The sequence below is a fragment of the Pseudolysinimonas yzui genome, from assembly GCF_014653215.1.
GTDB classification, from domain to species: domain Bacteria; phylum Actinomycetota; class Actinomycetes; order Actinomycetales; family Microbacteriaceae; genus Pseudolysinimonas_A; species Pseudolysinimonas_A yzui.
The window spans coordinates 227,999-246,697 of the sequence record NZ_BNAI01000001.1 but is presented as its reverse complement, the minus strand read 5'-3'; the positions used below and the strand labels follow the sequence as shown (position 1 = coordinate 246,697).

Below are 18,699 nucleotides of genomic sequence, written 5' to 3'. Positions count from 1 at the left end.
GCTACGGTGGAGGCGTGCCCGCCCTCGACCCCGCTCCGGTGTCGCGTGGTCGCATCCGATCGTCGCGCTGGTTCCCGCTCATCTGGCTCGTGCCGATCGGTCTCGTGTTGCTCGTGGTCGCGGTGCTCGCCGCTCGGTGGTTGCGCGAGCTGCCCGACATCCAGTCGTTCATCGCCGACTACCCGGGCGCGACCGAGCTGCCCGCCGGCACCCCGGTCGGGTTCCCCTGGTGGCTGCAGTGGCAGCACGCGCTCAACGCGTTCTTCCTGCTGCTCATCGTGCGCACCGGCTGGCAGATCGGGTCGGGCAAACGGCCCCCGGCCTTCTGGACCCGCCGCAATGACGGCCTGATCCGCTCGAAGAACCCGCCGAAGCGCCACAGCATCCACGTCTGGTTCCACCTCGTGCTCGACGCCCTGTGGGTGGCGAACGGGGTGCTCTACTGGGTGCTGCTGTTCGTCTCGGGCCAGTGGCTGCGGCTCGTGCCGCTGTCGTGGGATGTCGTGCCGCACGCGGTCTCGGCCGGCATCCAGTACCTCTCCCTCGACTGGCCCGTGCACAACGGCTGGATCCACTACAACGGGCTGCAGCTCCTGATGTACGGCTTTACCGTGTTCATCGCCGCACCCCTGGCGCTGTTCACCGGGCTGCGGCTGTCGACGATCTGGCCCGCATCGCTCGGCTGGGTGCCCGAGAAGCCGACCCGCACGCTTCATGTGTGGGTGATGCTCTACTTCATCGGATTCACGATCGTGCACGTCGGCCTGGTGCTCACGACGGGCGCGGTGCGCAACCTCAACCACATGTACGCCGGCCGCGACGACGACTCGTGGATCGGCCTCGGCGTGTTCGCCGTGTCGCTCATCGTGATGATCGTCGGCTGGGTCGTCGCCCGCCCCGCCGTGCTGACCCGCCTCGCCGCCCTCGGCGGTACCGTGAGGAAATGACCGACCTGCCGGAGTACACCGTCGACGACCTCGAGCGGGAGCCGGTGCTCGACCTGACGGAGTTCACGAACGACGACGGCGTCGACCTCGGGCTCGCGGCGGTCGAGGTGATCGACGAGCGAGGCCTCAACCTGGCGGTACGGGTCGTACTGCGTGGCGACATCGTGTTCCAAGCGAAGCTCGGCTCGTCGGGCCCGGGCAACGATCCCTGGCTCGCCGGCAAGCACGCGGTCGTCGAGAAGTACGGCGAGCCGTCGCTGCTCGTGCGCCGTCGGCACGAAGCGGCGGGCACCCCGTTCGAGGAGCTGCCCGACATCGACCACGAGGCGTTCAAGGCGCACGGCGGGTCGATCCCGATCAAGGTGAACGGTGTCGTGGTCGGCTCGATCACCACCTCGGGGGAACCGGATGTCGTCGATCACGCGACCTCGGCCGAAGCCGTGCGGCGCTACCTCTCCCGTTAGGTACGCCGATTTGACGAGGATGCGGCGGTCTGCCAGTGTTCCGCGAGAGGCACCCGTTTCGGCTCGTCGGCCGTGACGGATTCGGCGGGCCGCCACCCATTCCTCCCTAGGGCCGAGAACACGTTCTTCGCTATGCCACCTGGAGTGACCTCTCTATGAGCCGAATCGGCATCGTCGCCGAACGCGCGGGCGAGACCCGCGTCGCCGCGACCCCCGACACCGTCACGAAGATCCGCAGCCTCGGCTACGAGGTCGTCGTCGAACGCGGAGCGGGGGCGGCATCGTCGTTCCCCGACGACTCCTACGCCGCGCAGGGCGCCCAGCTCGTCGACCGGGCGACCGCGTGGGCCGCCGACGTCGTGCTCAAGGTGGTCGCGCCGACCGACGACGAGATCGCCTTGCTCGCGAGGGGGTCGACGCTCGTCGCCCTGCTGAGCCCGGCGCAGCGTCCCGAGCTGCTCGAGGCGCTGCGGTCGCGCGGTGTCACGGCGCTCGCGATGGATGCCGTGCCGCGCATTTCGCGCGCCCAGTCGCTCGACGTGCTCAGTTCGATGGCGAACATCTCCGGATACCGCGCCGTCGTCGAGGCCGCGAACGAGTTCGGGCGCTTCTTCACCGGCCAGATCACCGCGGCCGGCAAGGTGCCGCCGGCGAAGGTGCTCGTCGCGGGCGTCGGAGTCGCCGGACTGTCGGCGATCGGCACGGCGGCCAGCCTCGGCGCGATCGTGCGGGCCACCGATCCGCGACCCGAGGTCGCCGACCAGGTGAAGAGCGTCGGCGGCGAATACCTCCCGGTCGAGGTCGCCGAGCAGATGGTCTCCACCGACGGGTACGCGAAAGCCACCAGCGAGGAGTACGACAAGCGCGCCGCCGAGATCTACTCGGAGCAGGCGCGCGACGTCGACATCATCATCACGACCGCGGCGATCCCCGGCCGCCCGGCACCCCGGCTGCTCACCGCGGCGGATGTCGCAAGCATGAAGCCCGGCAGCGTCATCGTCGACCTCGCGGCGGCGTCCGGCGGCAACGTGGAAGGCACCGTCGCGGGCGAGCGCGTCGTCACCAGCAACGGCGTCGTCATCCTCGGCTACACCGACCTCGCGGGCCGCCTGCCCGGTCAGGCGTCACAGCTCTACTCGACCAACGTGTTCAACCTGCTGAAGCTGGTGACGCCCGCGAAGGACGGCGCGCTGACGCTCGACTTCGAGGATGTCGTGCAGCGGTCGATCACGGTCACCCGCGACGGCGAGACCACCTGGCCGCCTCCCCCGGTGACCGTCTCGGCGGCGCCGCCCACGGCATCCGCGACGCCGGCCGAGCCGATCGCCCCGCGCCCAGGACTCAGCAACCGCAAGAAGACCGCGCTGGTGGTCGCCGGAATCGTCGCACTGTTCGCGGTGTGCGCGTTCGCGCCGCCGCCGCTGCCCCAGCACTTCCTCGTGCTCACCCTGTCGGTCGTCGTCGGCTTCTACGTCATCGGGCATGTCGCGCACGCGCTCCACACCCCGCTGATGAGCGTCACCAACGCGATCTCGGGCATCATCGTGGTCGGAGCGCTCGTGCAGATCGTCGCACCGTCGGTGCTCGTGCAGGTGCTCGCGGCGGTCGCCGTATTGCTGGCCAGCATCAACATCTTCGGTGGCTTCGCCGTCACCCGCCGAATGCTCGGGATGTTCTCGAGAGGCGGCACCAAGTGAGCGGCGACGTGCTCGAGATCGCGAACGGCGTCGCGGTCGCCGCCTACGTCGTCGCCGCGCTGCTGTTCATCCTCAGCCTCGCGGGCCTCAGCAAGCACGAGACCGCCCGCCGCGGCAACACCTTCGGCATCGTCGGCATGGCGATCGCGCTGGCCGCCACCGGATGGCTCGTCGTCGCCGGGCTCTGGGGGCAGCCGCAGTCGACCCTCGGTCTCGCCCTGCTCGGCGGAGCGGTCGTCGTCGGCGCGACCATCGGCCTCTGGCGCGCCCGCGTCGTCGAGATGACCGGGATGCCGCAGCTCATCGCGCTGTTCCACAGCTTCGTCGGCCTCGCCGCGGTGCTCGTCGGCTGGAACGGCGCGCTCGCCGACACCCACCTCGCCCCCGAGCTGGTCGGCATCCATGACGGCGAGGTCGCGATCGGCATCTTCATCGGTGCCGTCACGTTCACCGGCTCGATCGTCGCGTTCCTCAAGCTCTCGGCGCGCATCTCGTCGAAGCCGCTCATGCTGCCGGGCAAGAACGCGCTCAACCTCGGCGCTCTCGTCGTGTTCGCCGGACTGACCGCCTGGTACGTGATCGCGCCGAGCGTCGGCATCCTGGTGGCGATCACGGTGCTCGCCCTCGCGCTCGGCTGGCACCTCGTCGCGTCGATCGGCGGCGGCGACATGCCTGTCGTCGTCTCGATGCTCAACAGCTACTCGGGCTGGGCGGCGGCCGCCGCGGGCTTCCTGCTGAACAACGACCTGCTCATCGTGACCGGTGCCCTCGTCGGGTCGTCGGGTGCGTACCTGTCGTACATCATGTGCAAGGCGATGAACCGGTCGTTCATCTCGGTCATCGCGGGCGGGTTCGGCATCGAAGCGCCGAAGGGTGGCGATGAGGAGACCGGCGAACATCGCGAGATCGACGCCGGTGCCGCGGCCGACATGCTGCTGAATGCGTCGAGCGTCGTCATCACGCCCGGCTACGGGATGGCGGTCGCCCAGGCGCAGTACCCCGTCGCCGACCTGGTGGCGCGCCTGCGCGCCCGCGGCATCGAGGTGCGCTTCGGCATCCATCCCGTCGCCGGTCGCCTGCCGGGGCACATGAACGTGCTGCTCGCCGAGGCGAAGGTGCCCTACGACATCGTGCTCGAGATGGATGAGATCAACGACGACTTCGCGTCGACCTCGGTCGTGCTCGTGATCGGCGCCAACGACACCGTCAACCCCGCCGCGGCCGAAGATCCGGGAAGCCCCATCGCCGGCATGCCGGTGCTGCGGGTGTGGGAGGCCGACAACGTCATCGTGTTCAAGCGCTCGATGGCCTCGGGCTACGCCGGGGTCGCCAACCCGCTGTTCTGGCGCGACAACACGCAGATGCTGTTCGGCGACGCGAAGGAGCGGGTCGAAGACATCGTGCGAGAGCTCACGTAACCTCCGCACAGAGAAACACCCCGGGTGGGCCTGCTGGCCCGTCCCGGGGTGTTTCTCTGTTGTGCGAACTCAGGCGCGTCGATCCCGCCGACGTCGGGCGAACACCACGGCGATGAGAGCGGTCAGCAGGGCGAGGGCGCCGGCGATCAGTCCGGCGACGACCAGAATCGCTGCGGGGTTCGATCCGTTCACCGACGACGCGTCAGCGGTGTCGACTTCATCCGCCTCGGTCTCGTCGGCTTCCGTCTCGTCGGCCTCGGTCTCCTCGACGTCGTCCGTCGTGTCCTCGGCGTCGGTGTCGGGCTCCGGCTCGGGGTCGGGCTGCGGCTCGGGCTGACCTTCGGGCAGCGGGTCGGGCTCCGGCTCGGGCTGCGGGTCCGGGTCCGGGTCGATGTCGTCGTCGTCGTCCTCTTCTTCGGCGAAGTCGCTCGGCCCCGGCGGGACGGGCTGCACGGACGTGGCGACGGTCGGCAGGCCGGTGAGCGTCGGCTGCAGTTCGGCGGCCTGCGCGGCGGCGGCACCCCACGACATCGCCAGGGCGAGCGGGAGGGCGAGGGCGGCGGTGCGGATGGTGCTGTTCATGGTGTCTCCTTGTCACGCATTTCGACTTCGGCGTTTGCCGAGCCGTGATGCAGGTAGGAGTCGCCACCCGGGGAAGGCTTACAACTTTTCGCGGAGCTTTTTCGCCGTGCTCTTACGAGCAGGGTTCCAGCACGGTCGACGTCGTCGGCCCGGTGGTGGCCAGGCCGCGCTGATCGACAGCCCGCACCCACACGTTCAGCGGGACCGGGCCGGAGAACGGGCCGATCGTGGCCTCCCACACGCCGCCCGACGGCGACATGTCCGCCGAGCCGGAGGGACCGGAGTCACTCGACCAGCTGACCACCACCGACGACAGCGGCACCTCCGCGTTCACCGTGACGCGCACCGTCGCGGTGCGCAGCATCCCGATGCAGTCGATGCGCACCACGGTCGGCGCGGCGACCTGGGGTGGCTGCGGTGGTGCGGGCTGAGTGAGCTGCACCGAGAACGACCAGGTGCCGGTCGCGGCGACCAGATCGACGGTGGCGACCGCCGGGCCCGGGGACAGCCCCGACCGCTCGGCGTGCACGACCACCTGGGCCGATTCGCCGGGGTCGAGGTCGAGCGTCGGCTGCTCGACCGTCACCCACGACACCGCCGGGCGCACCTCGACCGTCAACGGGGATTCGCCGACGTTGCGGATCTCGACGGATCCGACGACCCCGTCGACTCCGAGGTCGAGCACCTCGCTCGCCAGCGCGAGCTCCCCGGGTGACGGCGGCGACACGGTGGGGGTGGCGGTCGGCGTGGGTGTGGACGCGGGCCCCGCGCCGAATCCGGATGCCCCCGCGATGCCCAGCAGCACGACCGCCACGACGGTGGCGATGACCGAGACGACGGCGAGGACCTTCACCCCGGTCGGGGCCGAGCCGGCGGCCGCCCCTCCCCCGCTCGCCGCGGCCGCGATCGGCCAGGCCTCCTCGAGGACCCGGTCACGCAGCCCGGCAGGCGCGAGCACGATCGGCACCGTCGCGAGCAGAGCCCACGGGCTGACCATGCGGCGCTTACGGGCCGAGCAGGTCTCGCAGTTCTCCACATGACGGGCGACCCGCTTGCGGATGATCGGGGTGAGCGTGCCATCCCAGTCGACCAGCAGCGCGTCGAGCTCCGGGCACTCCTCGCGGCCGGTGCGGGCCACCAGGAGGGCGCCGAGCGAGCGCTCCACCTGGTTGCGCAGCCGATTCAGCTGCACATAGGCGTGGGCCGCGCTCATGCCCATCGCCTCGCCCAGCTCGGCGCCGTCGAGCCCTTGACGCAGGTGCAGGTCGAGCATCGCGCGGTCGCGGTCGGCGAGACCGGCAGCCGCCGCCCAGACGAGGTCGCGCAGCGCGTCGCGTTCCGCGGAGCTCTCCGGGGTGCCCGAGTCGTCAGCCATCTCGGCCAACCGTTCCTCGCCGTCGAAGAGCATGCGGCTCCGGCCCTTCAGCCGCCGCAGGCACTCGTGCCGGGTGATGGCGTAGAGCCACGGACGCAGCCGATCCGGCTCGCGCAGCTGCCCGAGACGTTCGGCGAAGCGCACGAAGGTGTCGGCCACGGCATCCGCCGCATCCTCGCGGTGCCGGGTGGTGGCGTAGGCGAAGTCGTAGAGTCTGCCGCCGTAGCGGTCGTAGACCGCCGCGAACGCCGCACGATCCCCCGCCCGCACGGCGGCGACCAGCTCGGCGTCCGATGAGGTCGCCGGGTCGACTCCCGCGGTCATCGCCACAGCCTAGCCACCGCCTGCCCAGCGACCGCCGCATCGTCCATTCCCCTCTCCTCACCGTCGGGACCACGCATGGGTCCTCGCAGGTAGGAGTGGGCGGGGGTGCCGAACCTGACAGTTTTCGGCGAGGTGGGTTTCGAGACGCGTGCCGCTGCGCGGCGCGCTCCTCAACCCGCGGGTTCGGGCAGCGGCTGCGCGGGGAGCTTGCGCACCTTCGCCCGACGGCGACGCCGCTCGGGGATCATCGAGCGCATCTCCTCGAGCTTGCCGAAGCACAGCAGCCGGTCGCCGGCTTCGAGCATCGTGGCCTTGCGCGGGTTCGGGATGACGGTCGTTCCGCGGTGCACGGTGAGCACCGTGATGTCGCGTTCGGCGAGCCCGGAATCTCCGAGGCTGCGCCCCACGAAGTCGCCGTTGTTGTGCACGAGCAGTTCGGCGACGCCGTAACCGGTCGACACGCTCAGCCGCTGACGCACATCGATCTCGGGGAACGCCACCTGGTTCGCGAGGTAGTCGATGATCGCGCCCGCGACATCCAGCTGCGTCGCCTTCTCGATGCCCTCGAGCCCCGGCGATGAGTTCACCTCCATGACGAGCGGACCGTCAGCCCCTTCGAGCATGTCGACACCGGCGATGCGCAGCCCCATGATCTGCGCCGATCGCACCGCGACCTCCTCGTATTCGGGGGTCAGTTCGACGGCCTCGACCGCTCCCCCGCGGTGCACGTTCGACCGGAACTCGTCGCCCTGCGCGGTGCGTCGCATCGCCGCGACCACCCGGTCACCGACGACGAGCGCGCGGATGTCGCGTCCGCGGCTCTCGCTCACGAAGTGCTGGATCAGCACGTTCTGCCGGGTCGACTGAAGCGTCTCGATGATGGCCTCGGCGACCTTCACCTCGGGCGCGAGGATGACGCCGATGCCCTGCGTGCCCTCGAGCAGCTTGATGACGACAGGAGCGCCACCGACGCGTTCGATGGCGGGGCGCACGTCGGCGCGGTTGCGCACGAACGCCGTCGGCGGCATCCCGATGTTGTGGCGCGAGAGGATCTGCGTCGCCCGCAACTTGTCGCGCGCGTTGGCGATGCCGTTCGCCGTGTTGGGCGTGTAGACATCCATCTGCTCGAACTGGCGCACGACGGCGGTGCCGAAGTAGGTGATGGAGGCGCCGATGCGGGGCAGGATCGCGTCGTAGTCGCTCAGCGGCCGCCCGCGGTACTGCAGATCGGGCTCGGGGCCTGAGAGGTCGATCGCGAAACGCAGGGTGTTGAGCACCCGCACGACGTGGCCGCGTTGCTCGGCGGCGGCGCGCAGACGTTGGGTCGAGTACGCCTTCGGGGCGCGCGACAGGATCGCGAGTTTCATGGGGAGCCCCTGGGGTACGAGAGGATGGTGGCGTGGCCGAGCCCTCCCATTCAAACACCCTGGCGGGGTGGCGCGAATGGGTGCAGCTTCCCGAAATCGGCGTTCCGTGGATCAAGGCGAAACTCGACACCGGCGCGCGCACGTCGGCGATCCACGCGTACCGAATCGAGCCGTTCGAGCGGGACGGCACCGCCTGGGTGCGATTCCGGGTGCGGCCCTGGCAGGAATCGACCGAGGATGAGGTCGTCGTCGAATGCCCGATTCACGATGTGCGCAGCATCCGCAGCTCGTCGGGGCACGTGCAGGAGCGCTACGTCGTCAAACTGCGCCTCGAACTGCTGGGGCGCCGGGTGAACGCCGAGGTGACGCTGAGCAACCGCGACCAGATGGGCTTCCGGATGCTGATCGGTCGTCAGGCCTTGCGCCGCCGCTTCGTCGTGGATGCCGGCAGCTCGTTCCTCGGGGGACGGGCTCCCCGGCCCATTCGGCGTCGTAACAGGGGACGTGCGGAAGAGTGATCGCGTGACCGACTCGTCAGCCGTCGAGGCCCCACCGACCTGTTACCGGCATCCCGACCGGGCGACCTACATCAGCTGTCAGCGCTGCGGCCGGCCGATCTGCCCGGAGTGCTCGACCCAGGCCGCGGTCGGGGTGCACTGCCCCGAGTGCGTGCGCGAGGGCCGGCCCGCCGGTGGGTCAGGCCTGGCGCGGGCGTTGACGTCCCGCCGTTCCGCGGCGGTGACCTACACGCTGATGGGACTCATCGTCGTCGCCTACGCCGTGCAGTGGCTCAGCGGCGGGGCGCTCACCTCCGCCTGGGTGCTCAACCCGACCGTCGTCGGCGCGGAGCCGTGGCGCCTGTTCACCTCGGCGTTCCTGCATTCGCCGGGCACGATCATCCACATCCTGTTCAACCTCTACGCCCTCTGGGCGTTCGGGCCCGCACTCGAATCCTTCCTCGGCCGGGTGCGCTTCCTCGCGCTCTACCTCACGGCGGCGCTCGGCGGGTCGGTCGGCGTGCTCGCCCTCTACGCCCTCGCGATCGCCACCGACGGCGCGAGCATCGAGGTCACCGGAGGGTTCCTGCAACCGAGCTCCGCCCTCGGAGCATCCGGCGCGATCTTCGGTCTCATGGGCGCCTACCTGCCGCTGCGTCGGGCGATCGGCGTCAACGTGATCCAGCTGCTCATCGTGCTCGGCGTCAACGTGCTGCTCGGTTTCATCGCGAGCGGCATCGCCTGGGAAGCACACCTCGGCGGCCTGCTGGCCGGTGCGGCGATCGGATGGGTGTTCCTGCGCACCCGTCGCACCTCGCAGCGCCGCGCACAGATCCTCGGGGTGGCCGGGATCGCCGTCGGGCTGCTCGTCGTGTTCGTGCTCTTCGTCGTGAGCGCCCCGGCGTACTACGGGTTGTGAGACCGGTCGGATCCTGACCGCGGCGGTCAGACCATCGCGGGAACCGGCCGGTCGGGATAGATCTCCCGCATCGCGCTCTCGTACCTCCGCTTCATCAGCAGCACGTACAGCAGGCGGATGGGCGCCGGCACGTTCGCCCGGAACCACTCCTCCCGCTCGGACTCGGGGACGCTCGCGAGGAGCAGGCCGAGTTGCAGCGACAGCACGTCCTTCGGCAGCTCCTTGCGATGCTTCATCAGCTGGGCGCGGGTGTGGGCCTCGAGTTCGTCCCACTCCCGCTGCGAGAGAACCGCCCCGGCGACCGGCATGATGTCGTCCTCCTCGCGACCGAGGTGCACGATCAGGGTGTCGCGCAGGGACTCGATGTCACCCGCGAGGGCATCGCGGAGTGCCGGGTCCGCGGTCGCGACCCACGGGGCGAGCTGCGGCTCGATGAGGGCGAGCTGCGCCGCGACCGCGACGTGTTGCTCCCGCATCTGGTCGACGTGCAGGGCGCATCCTGGATCGCGCGCGGTCAGCCGGTCCCAGAGCACGGTGTCCTCGGTCTCGTGATGCAGGTGCAGGGCGAAGAAGTCGAGCTTCGCGTAGACACCGACCAGTTCGGCCCGGTCGAGGTCGCCGGCGTCGACTTCGCGGATGAGCACCGGCAGCTCCCGGTACAGCCAGCGGAAGATGCGATGCACGAGGATGAGACCCGACGTGTCGCAGCCGGCCGACTGTCCCTCGGGGAGCGCCCCGGATGACGGCAGTTTGACGGCCATTTCGAATCTCCGATCTCGCGACGGACCTTCGACGGATGACGCCCGGTACGGGCGCTCAGCGGGATGCTACACCTCACTCTTGCCGCCGCGACAGCGACGCCGTTACGCTCTCGACCGTGAACCGCTGGGAGCGTCGAGTCGTGGTTCACGCCACGGTCGGCCACCCGGTCGAGGCTGTCTTCCGCTACCTCGCCGACCCCATGCGGTGGCACAGCTTCGCACCCGCGGTCGCGTTCCGGCGACAGATCGACCCGGGACCGCCTCGCGTCGGCACGCGGTGGATGGCAACCGATCGCATCGGTCCGTTCCGGGCTCACTTCATCGACCAGCTCGAGCATCTCGACGAGAACAGCCGGGTGGTCTGGCTGTCGTCCGCGCCCTGGAACTCGCGCGTCGAATACGCGTGCGAGGCATCCGGTGACCAGACGCTCGTCCGAGCGGACTACGTGGGGGTGCTGAGCGGCGCACTCCGCTGGCAAGCCGGGTGGCTCCCGGGGTGGGCGACGCACTGGATACTCGCCCAGGACTTCCGTCGACTGGATCGGCTCCTCACGATCGAGGCTCGAGCCGCCGAGCGATGGCGGCGGCACGAGACCCCGGCGACCCCTGCCCCCGTGGTGCGGCGGGCCGGGCTATTCCGACTCTGAGTCGTCCGGCTCGGAGTCAGAGTCTGATTCGGACTCGCGCTCCGACCCGGAATCACCCTCCGACTCCGACTCGGACTCGGACTCGGACTCGGACTCGGACTCACCGTCTCCCGACTCCTCGGCCGACTCATCCTGTTCGGACTCGTCGCCGCTCTCGGTCTCGTCATCGATGTCGGCATCGTGCTCGACGGGCGCGTCGACCTCATCCCCGCCCTCGGGCGGAGCTTGATCGTCGGGGGCGTCATCGACGTCCTCGCCGTCGTCGACCTCGGGCTCATCGTCGACGATCAGGTCATCGCCATCCGGCTCGGCGGGGATCACCGTCGACACGAGATCGTCGAACGCATCCTGCAGGCCGCCGGGCAGAGCTCCGGCGGCTCCGGCGACCGAGATCCCGATGAGCACGGCGCCAACGCCCGCCGCGATCCGGGCGGCCAAGCCGAGACCGGAGACGCGTTCCGTCACTCGCCCGAGAACGCCGCTTCCTGGGGTGCGCGCGACGACCGGGGCGGGCGGGAGGGACGTCGATGCATCGACCGCCGTCGGCGACACCCCGAACCGGGCAGACAGTTCACGCGAGGGCGCCGGCGCGGGCTCCCACCCTTGCGACCGCACCGCCCCGATCGCGACGGCGAGTTCGCGGAACTCGGGAAGGCCCTCTGGGGCTCTCCCGGCGAGCAGCTGCTCGGCCTCGTGGTCGGTGATCCGGATGTTCATGTCACTCACTGCTATCGCCCCCGGGTCTCAAAGAGGTACGGGTTCGAGGCCATCTTCTTCCTGAGATTCTCGAGTGCGCGACGCTGGAGCGCCTTGACGGCCCCGACACGTTTGTGCAGCACCTCGGCCACCTGCTCGACGGTGAGGTCGGCGACGATCCGCAGAACCATGACATCGCGCTGGTCGGGAGGGAGTTCATCGAGAAGCGCCCGGGCGCGGGCGTCGCCGACGCGGTCGGTCGCCTCGTCTTCGGCGCTGGACGCGCGGCGCGGGTCGCGCTCCGAGGCCCACTCGGTCGTCTCGCCGCGACGAGACCGCATCCGCAGTTCGTCGACCAGTCGACGGTAGGCGACCGAGAACACGAAAGACCGGAAGGCGGCCCGGTCGCCGGTGAAGTCTCGGAGTCGCTCGAACACGGTGAGGAAGACCTCGCTCGTGAGGTCGTCAGGCTCGCGCGAACCACGAGCTCTCAGGAACGCCGCGACGGCGGGAGCGTGGTCGACCCAGATCTGGGTCGACGCCCAGGGTGCCCCGGCCTGGGCCGCCGACAACAGCGACGCAAAGGCCTCATCGCCGCCGTTCAAACGCGCCCCACGGGTCTCGACGATACGGCACCCGGCGAGCGCAACGGCTCGCCCTCGGCACCGCAAGGAAGGCGGCCCTCCTCGAACCCGAATCGAGAAGGACCGCCCCGACGCGGCCTGCTGGCAACGCGTCGACGTGCGCGCGGAGGTTCAGGGACGACCACCTCGCGCACTACTGCCGAGCATGCGGTTCGCGGAGCAGGAAGGCCTACTCCTCGTCGTCCTCGGCGTCCTCGTCGTCTTCAGCGTCCTCAGCGTCGTCGACGTCCTCATCGTCCTGCGCATCCTCCGCGTCGTCCGCGTCTTCCTCGTCCTCGATGTCTTCGGCGTCCTCGGCGTCCTCGGCGTCCTCGGCATCCTCGGCATCCTCGGCATCCTCGGCATCCTCGGCATCCTCGGCATCCTCGGCATCCTCAGCGTCCTCGGCGTCCTCGATGTCTTCGGCGTCCTCAGCATCTTCGGCATCCTCGACATCCTCGAGGTCGTCGGCGTCCTCGTCGGTCGACTCCTCCTCGGTGTCCGACACGACCGCCGCCACCACCTCGTCGAACACGGTCTGCGCCTCGCCGGGCAGGAGGTCGGCAGCGCCGGCGACCCCGACCCCGGACGCCCCGACAACCACGACTGCTGCGCTCAACGAGAGCTTGGCAAACAGCCCCAGTCCTGCGATCCATGTGAACATCTCGAACCCCCTTGTGCTGAACGGCGACCCCCCGGTCACCGCTGTGATCCCAGGTCTCGGAAACGAGCCGGGTGGAGCACGGTGCGCTCCCTCTCACTGCCGCTATCGTCCGAGACGCATCCGGGGGTACGGGTGCGGGACGGATATCTCAGCGGCCGTGCGAGCGCTCAGCGGTTTCGCCTGGCGGAGCAGGGATCGGAGCGGGCGACGTCACCCGGATTGGGGTCACCGACCCGCGATTCGGTCAGCGCGGCGGCAGGGGCGGTGCGCCCGGCGGGCGTTGCGTGCGCAGCTCGGGAACCTGAGCGCGCAGGGGTGCGAGCGCGTCCGACCAGCGCAGCACCTCATCCAGATGGGCCGACAACATCGCGCCCTGCGGGGGCTGCGGCACGAATTCGCCGTCCTCGATCTGCTTGAAGATGAACGGGATGCCGACGCTGTCGGGCACGGGCATCATCCGCATCGTCGTGACGATGCCCTTGAGCACCTGCACGCCGCGGAAGCCGGCACCGGGACCGCCGTAGCTCACGAAGCCGACCGGCTTGTACGCCCACTCCCAGTACAGGAAGTCGAGCGCGTTCAGCAGGCTCGGCGGGGGGCCGTAGTTGTACTCGGGGGTGACGACGAGGATCGCATCGGCCGCATCCACCGTCTTCGACCAGGCGAAGGTGTGCGGCTTCGTGTACTGACCGGTGCGCGGTTGCGCGGGTTCGTCGAAGAAGGGCAGGTTCACCTCGGCGAGGTCGGCGACCTCCACCTCGAAGCCGCCGTGAGCGCGGGCCGCATCGGCGGCCCAGCGTGCAATCGTGAGGCCCACGCGTTCGGGTCGCGTGCTGGCGATGATGACGAGGAGTCTGGGCATTGAGCGGGGTCCTTGCGGGATCGTCCAGCGGCGGGTGAAGACTTATACTGTTCCGTACAGTACAGTAACAATCCAGTGCGTCACCCGACCCACACAGCAGGACGCCCTCGCGTCCATCACTCAATGAGGAGTTTCAATGAAGAGACTACGGTTGGCACTCGTCGCAGCAGTCGCTGCCGGCGCCCTCGCGCTCACCGGTTGCACCACCGACACGGGGGCCCCGGACGACAGCGGTGCCCCGGCCGAAGGCGGCGAGGTCGGCTTCTTCAGCGTCTCGAGCCAGATCCCGATCATCACGACTCTGGCCGAATCGGTCACCGAGTACCTCGGCACCAAGGGCTACACCGTCACCGTCTACGACGCCGGCTTCGACCCGGTGACCCAGGCCCAGCAGATCCAGCAGGCGATCGACACCGAGGCCATGGTCGCGGCGTGGGTCTTCCCCGTCGCGGCGGAAGCGCTCGCACCGAGCCTCGACGCCCTGAAGGCCGCGGGCATCCCGGTCGTGCTGGAAGCCGACGTGCAGTCGTTCGGCTTCGACGGGCCGCAGCCCGGCATCATCTTCGACGCGGCGTCGTTCGCCGACTTCGGCACGGCCCTCGCCGGTGCGGCGAACGAGTGCGCGACCGCGGAAGGCGGCACCGAGACGATGCTGCTGTCGGCATCCGCCGTGGCCAGTGGGGCGGATGCGTCACACGAGGCGATCCTCGAGCTCTACACGGCGACGCCCATCGTCGCCGACGCTCAGGCGGCCGACCCGGTGACGGCGCAGACGACCGCGGCGCAGCTGCTGGTCGCCAACCCGAACGTCGACGTCGTCATCGCCGCATCCGACGAGACGACCCTCGGAGCGCTGGCGGCCTTCCAGGCAGCCGGCAAGACCCCGAAGTGCCTGATCGCCGGTGGCGGTGGACCCGACACGATGGCGGCCTACGAGGCCGGTGACATCGACGCGGTCGTAGCGTGGGACTACGCGGTCTCACTGCAGGCGGCCGGCGACGACCTCATCGAGCTGATCGCTGACCCGACCCAGCTGGGCAGCATCAACGAGACCGCCATCGTCGTCTCCGACTAAGGCACACACCATGACCGTCACCGGATCCATCCATCAGGTATCACCGGGCAAGAAGCTGCCCACCAACGTTCGCGGGCTGCTGTTCGTTCGCGACCAGGGGCTCCTCGTGCTCTGGCTCGCGATCATCGTCATCTTCGCGTTCTGGGGTGCCCCGCACTTCTTCACCGTTCCCACGGGGGTCTCGATCCTCAACTCGGCGTCGATTGCCGCGATCTACGCGGCCGGCGTCGGGGTCGGGGTGATGACCGGGGTACTGGATCTCTCGGTGCCGGCCACGGCCGCTTTCTCGGGGGTCGTCACCGCGCTGCTGCTCAAAGAAGGAGCACCCGTCGCGGTGGCGATCCTCGCCGGCCTCATCGCGGGCGTCGCGATCGGCGTCATCAACGGGCTCATCGTCATCCGCGGATTCAACGGGCTCATCGTCACCATCGCGATGCTCACCTCGCTCAGCGGCGTCTCGCTCCTGCTGGCGAACAACACCAACATCTCGCAGCTCACCGAGCTGCGCTTCCTCGGCACGCAGACCTACCTCGGCATCCCCGCGCCCGTCTACATCGCGGTCGTGCTCTATGCCGCGCTCACGATCTTCCTGCGGATGACGCGCAACGGCATGCGGTTGCTCGCGGTCGGCGGCAACGCCGAAGCGGCCCGCCGCGTCGGCATCCCGGTCGACCGCTACCGCGTCGCCGGGTTCGCGATCTCCGGCTTCTGCGCCGCCGTCGGCGGAATCGTGACCGCCGCGTACATCACGACCGCCGTGCCGGGGCCGAGCATCGGCATCGTCTTCAGCGCCATGACGGCCGTCGCCCTCGCCGGCATCCCGTTCAGCGGGGGGCGCGGCAGCCTGCCGCGCGTCGCCCTCGGCGCCGTCGTCATCGCGACCATGTCGGCCGGCCTGTTGCTGGCGAAGGTGTCGAGCAACTGGTCGGCGATCATCACCGGCGCCCTGCTCATCGGAGGCCTGGCGCTCAACATGTGGACCACGAACATGACCTCGAAACTGCTGCTCTCCGGGCAGGACGTTCCCGACAAGAAGGTGACGCGATGATCGCCGGCACCCCCGCGCTCGAACTCCGCGACATCAGCGTCCACTACGGCTACGCCCGTGCGCTCGATCGCGTCACCTTCACGGTCGCGCCCGGCGAGGTCGTCGCCCTCCTCGGCGACAACGGAGCCGGCAAGTCGACGCTCCTGAAAGTCATGTCGGGGGTGCACCGCCCGTCGAGCGGCACCGTGCTGGTGCACGGCGAGGAGCACGAGTTCCGCTCCCCGCGCGACGCCGCCGGGGCCGGCATCCAGATGGTCTATCAGGATCTCGCCCTCGTCGACTCCTTCGACATCGCCGCCAACCTCGCACTCGGCCGCGAGAAGCTGCTGAAAGGCCCGCTCGGCTGGTTCGGGTTCCTCGATCGCGCCGCCATCCGGCGGGAGTCGCAGGCCGAACTCGACGCGCTCGCGGTGCGCACCGCACCGGTCACCCGACCGGTCGAGATGCTCTCCGGCGGGCAGCGCCAGGTGGTGGCGATCGCCCGCGCGGCCGCCAGACTTCCGGAGCACGGCATCCTGCTCCTGGACGAGCCGACCGCCGCGCTGGGACACGAACAGGCGGAACTCGTCGAAGCCCTCATCCGGTCGCTCGCCGACCGCGGCACCTCGATCGTGCTCGTCACCCACAACCTGCCGCTCGCCTTCGCCGTCTGCGATCGCACCGTGGTGCTCAACCGCGGGCACAAGGTCGCCGATGTGCCGACCGCCGAGCACGACAAAGACCTCGTCGTGAGCTGGATCACCGGCGCGAGCGTGCAGGAGGGGCTCGAGATCCCTCGGGCCGGCGACCCGCCCGCGGCGTAGATGGTGCAGCCACGGCCGCACGGCGCGCGCACGAAGCGGGACGCGATCCTCGACGCCGCCGTGGACCTGCTGCTGGCCCACGGGTACGACGGCACCTCGATGGATGCCGTCGCCGCCAGGGCCGGGGTGTCGAAGACGACCGTGTACGCGCACTTCGACCACAAGGATGCGCTGTTCCGTGCGGTCATGGAGCACGCGACGGCGGTGCTGGTTCCGAACATCAACGACGCCATCGCGGCCGCCGAACACGACCCGATCGAACGGCTGAAACTCGCCATGATCGCGGTCGTCCAGTCGGCGATCGCACCCGAGCTCATCGCGTTCTTCCGGGTGCTGATCTCTGAGCACGGGCGCCGTGAGCAGTTCGCGGGGGTCATCGAGCAGGCCCGACGGGATGCCGGTGCGCCGGATGTCGTCAGCATCCTGGCCCCGCTTCTGCACGCGGCCGGGGTGAGCCGTGGCGTCGAGGTGGTCGATCCCGAACAGTGGGTGATCGTGCTGCTGCGGCTCTCGGCGCCGACGATCCAGTTCGACATCCTCACCTCGGCGTTCACGCCGAGTCCGCAACTCATCGAGACCCACGTGCGGCTGGTCGTCGGGGTCTTCCTCGACGGGGCGCTTCCCGCGGGCGCCCGGCGGGCCGTTCTGCCCGAGGGGTATGCGACCTACCCGTGGGGCCCGGCCTTCGAGCGCTGATCGCGCGTTACGGGCGTCGCCCCGGGTCGAGGGCCTGCGAGATGAGCGCGGCCGCCTCGATCAGCTGGGCGGCGAAGGCATCCAGGTCGGCGATCTCATCGAACGGGCCGACGGCGCTCACCGTGAGTCCGAGTACGACTTCTCCGTGCGCGTCGAATACCGGCACCTGAATCGCGGCGATGTCGCTCAACGGCAGTTCGGAGCTGACGCTCTCGACGACCCGCGACGCGTACTCGCTCCACACCCGGGCGTACGACTCGTGGGCGACCGTGGGATCGGTGACGAGGCTCATGAACCGGAAGGTGAGATCCTGGTCGACCGAGACGGCGTAGCCGCGCTCCCGGATCGCGGCGAGTTGCCCCTCGACCCGGCGGCGATCGACGGCTCCGACCAGATGACGCGCCCGTTCGATCCAGAACGAGCGCACCCGATCGGGAGCCCACGCGGCGAACAGCGGTTCGACGGGAGCCGCGAACGGCAGCGAGAGGCCGATCGCGCGCACCGGCCCCGCCCCCGGCATCCGCGGCGGCGGGAGGGCGCTGCGCAGCTCCGACTGCGACGCCGCCACCATCGACAGCACGACGACCGACTCGCCCGCGAGGGTCGTGATCGCGATGTCGCGACCGATGCGGTCGGCGACCGTCTGAAGGATCTCGGATGCCGACTGGGCCGCCGCCAGTCGCTCGCCGATCAGGCGCGCATCGACGCCGTCGGAGGGGACGGTGAAGGCCCCGAAGCCGCCTCGCCGGTACAGCAGCGGCGATCCCGCGTCGGCCGACCCGACGCCGAAGTCGCCGACGGCACCGACCACGAGCTGGTGGTCACCGTAGCGCTGGATGGATTCGGTGCGCGCCTCGAACCAGGCCACGGCATCCCCGAGCCGGAGCAGGCCGCCCGGGGTCGTGACGAGCTCGGGCCGTTGGTAGCGATCGGGGTCTTTGCGGATGAAGGCCCGCAGCAGGTCGTCGTGCGCATGACTGAGCACGCTCACGGCGAAGCGGTCGGCCTCGAGGAACGCGGGGAAGGTCGTCGAGACGTCGTCGCCGAAGTAGCCGATCAGCGGCGGCTCTTCGCTGACCGCGACGAAGCTTCCGACGATCATGCCCACCGGGTCGCCGTTCGCGCGTCGCGCCGTGACGAGCGAGACTCCCGTCGGGTATTCGTTGAGAACCGCCCGCCACCACTCGGTGCGGGTGGCTTCGGGTGGCGCCGCGGTGCCGTCGCTCACGACCGT

20 protein-coding genes are annotated in these 18,699 nt (G+C 69.8%); 11 read left to right on the top strand and 9 right to left on the bottom strand.

Annotation, left to right across the window (positions count from 1 at the left end; translation table 11 throughout):
• Nucleotides 1-14 precede the first annotated feature (14 nt).
• From IE173_RS01260 to pntB, 4 genes are all read left to right on the top strand, one after another.
• Complete coding sequence (locus tag IE173_RS01260) at nt 15-947, top strand: cytochrome b/b6 domain-containing protein (RefSeq protein WP_229841802.1); 933 nt, start codon at nt 15-17, stop codon at nt 945-947.
• Nucleotides 944-1,411: a heme-degrading domain-containing protein gene (locus IE173_RS01255; protein ID WP_191281572.1), complete on the top strand. Its 468-nt coding sequence runs from the start codon at nt 944-946 to the stop codon at nt 1,409-1,411. Before IE173_RS01260 ends, IE173_RS01255 begins: the two co-directional genes overlap by 4 nt.
• A 155-nt stretch (nt 1,412-1,566) precedes the next feature.
• Nucleotides 1,567-3,108 carry a Re/Si-specific NAD(P)(+) transhydrogenase subunit alpha gene (locus tag IE173_RS01250; RefSeq protein WP_191281571.1) on the top strand — a complete coding sequence of 514 codons (1,542 nt, stop codon included), beginning with the start codon at nt 1,567-1,569 and terminating at the stop codon, nt 3,106-3,108.
• Nucleotides 3,105-4,526 carry a Re/Si-specific NAD(P)(+) transhydrogenase subunit beta gene (pntB, locus tag IE173_RS01245; RefSeq protein WP_229841801.1) on the top strand — a complete coding sequence of 474 codons (1,422 nt, stop codon included), beginning with the start codon at nt 3,105-3,107 and terminating at the stop codon, nt 4,524-4,526. The genes IE173_RS01250 and pntB overlap by 4 nt, the downstream gene beginning before the upstream one ends.
• A gap of 69 nt (nt 4,527-4,595) precedes the next feature.
• On the opposite strand, the gene IE173_RS01240 is transcribed toward pntB, so the two are convergent.
• The 3 genes from IE173_RS01240 to IE173_RS01230 all read right to left on the bottom strand — a co-directional run bounded on the left by IE173_RS01240 (nt 4,596) and on the right by IE173_RS01230 (nt 8,174).
• The gene (locus IE173_RS01240) at nt 4,596-5,108 is read right to left on the bottom strand and encodes a hypothetical protein (protein WP_191281570.1); all 513 of its coding nucleotides are present in this window, start codon (nt 5,106-5,108) and stop codon (nt 4,596-4,598) included.
• 112 nt (nt 5,109-5,220) lie between these two features.
• Entirely contained in the window at nt 5,221-6,807 is a 1,587-nt protein-coding gene (locus IE173_RS01235; protein ID WP_191281569.1) for a sigma-70 family RNA polymerase sigma factor, read from the bottom strand.
• Nucleotides 6,808-6,977: 170 nt separating this feature from the next.
• A complete protein-coding gene (locus IE173_RS01230; protein WP_191281568.1) occupies nt 6,978-8,174 on the bottom strand; it encodes a RimK family alpha-L-glutamate ligase in 1,197 nt (398 codons plus the stop codon).
• A 32-nt stretch (nt 8,175-8,206) separates the two neighbouring features.
• Here IE173_RS01230 and IE173_RS01225 point away from each other — a divergent pair, with 32 nt between their 5' ends.
• Nucleotides 8,207-8,692: an ATP-dependent zinc protease family protein gene (locus IE173_RS01225; protein ID WP_191281567.1), complete on the top strand. Its 486-nt coding sequence runs from the start codon at nt 8,207-8,209 to the stop codon at nt 8,690-8,692.
• A gap of 4 nt (nt 8,693-8,696) precedes the next feature.
• Complete coding sequence (locus IE173_RS01220; RefSeq protein WP_229841800.1) at nt 8,697-9,590, top strand: rhomboid family intramembrane serine protease; 894 nt, start codon at nt 8,697-8,699, stop codon at nt 9,588-9,590.
• A gap of 26 nt (nt 9,591-9,616) precedes the next feature.
• Here the strand turns inward: IE173_RS01220 and IE173_RS01215 are convergent, their stop codons facing one another.
• Nucleotides 9,617-10,351 (bottom strand): hemerythrin domain-containing protein, encoded by a 735-nt coding sequence (locus IE173_RS01215; protein WP_191281565.1) that lies wholly within the window; start codon nt 10,349-10,351, stop codon nt 9,617-9,619.
• A 140-nt stretch (nt 10,352-10,491) separates the two neighbouring features.
• On the opposite strand from IE173_RS01215, the gene IE173_RS01210 reads away from it, so the two are divergent.
• A complete protein-coding gene (locus IE173_RS01210) occupies nt 10,492-10,998 on the top strand; it encodes an SRPBCC family protein (RefSeq protein WP_191281564.1) in 507 nt (168 codons plus the stop codon).
• Here the strand turns inward: IE173_RS01210 and IE173_RS01205 are convergent.
• The 4 genes from IE173_RS01205 to IE173_RS01190 all read right to left on the bottom strand — a co-directional run bounded on the left by IE173_RS01205 (nt 10,984) and on the right by IE173_RS01190 (nt 13,843).
• Nucleotides 10,984-11,715: a hypothetical protein gene (locus IE173_RS01205; protein WP_191281563.1), complete on the bottom strand. Its 732-nt coding sequence runs from the start codon at nt 11,713-11,715 to the stop codon at nt 10,984-10,986. The genes IE173_RS01210 and IE173_RS01205 overlap by 15 nt on opposite strands.
• A gap of 11 nt (nt 11,716-11,726) precedes the next feature.
• Nucleotides 11,727-12,299 (bottom strand): RNA polymerase sigma factor, encoded by a 573-nt coding sequence (locus IE173_RS01200; protein WP_191281562.1) that lies wholly within the window; start codon nt 12,297-12,299, stop codon nt 11,727-11,729.
• 208 nt (nt 12,300-12,507) lie between these two features.
• Nucleotides 12,508-13,020 carry a hypothetical protein gene (locus tag IE173_RS01195; RefSeq protein WP_191281561.1) on the bottom strand — a complete coding sequence of 171 codons (513 nt, stop codon included), beginning with the start codon at nt 13,018-13,020 and terminating at the stop codon, nt 12,508-12,510.
• A 205-nt stretch (nt 13,021-13,225) separates the two neighbouring features.
• On the bottom strand, nt 13,226-13,843 hold the full coding sequence (locus tag IE173_RS01190) for an NADPH-dependent FMN reductase (RefSeq protein ID WP_191281560.1): 618 nt from the start codon (nt 13,841-13,843) through the stop codon (nt 13,226-13,228).
• Nucleotides 13,844-13,979: 136 nt separating this feature from the next.
• Here IE173_RS01190 and IE173_RS01185 point away from each other — a divergent pair, with 136 nt between their 5' ends.
• Genes IE173_RS01185 through IE173_RS15425 form a run of 4 tightly spaced genes read left to right on the top strand, consistent with a single transcriptional unit; the run spans nt 13,980 to nt 17,465 of the window.
• On the top strand, nt 13,980-14,918 hold the full coding sequence (locus IE173_RS01185) for a sugar ABC transporter substrate-binding protein (RefSeq protein ID WP_191281559.1): 939 nt from the start codon (nt 13,980-13,982) through the stop codon (nt 14,916-14,918).
• Between the two features lie 10 nt (nt 14,919-14,928).
• Nucleotides 14,929-15,966, top strand: a complete 1,038-nt coding sequence (locus IE173_RS01180) for an ABC transporter permease (protein WP_191281558.1) — start codon at nt 14,929-14,931, stop codon at nt 15,964-15,966.
• Complete coding sequence (locus tag IE173_RS01175; RefSeq protein WP_229841799.1) at nt 15,963-16,769, top strand: ATP-binding cassette domain-containing protein; 807 nt, start codon at nt 15,963-15,965, stop codon at nt 16,767-16,769. The genes IE173_RS01180 and IE173_RS01175 overlap by 4 nt, the downstream gene beginning before the upstream one ends.
• A complete protein-coding gene (locus tag IE173_RS15425) occupies nt 16,770-17,465 on the top strand; it encodes a TetR/AcrR family transcriptional regulator (RefSeq protein ID WP_229841798.1) in 696 nt (231 codons plus the stop codon).
• A 7-nt stretch (nt 17,466-17,472) separates the two neighbouring features.
• Here IE173_RS15425 and IE173_RS01165 read toward each other — a convergent pair whose 3' ends face one another.
• Nucleotides 17,473-18,693, bottom strand: coding sequence for a flavin reductase (locus IE173_RS01165; protein WP_191281557.1), 1,221 nt, complete (start codon nt 18,691-18,693; stop codon nt 17,473-17,475).
• Nucleotides 18,694-18,699 lie beyond the last annotated feature (6 nt).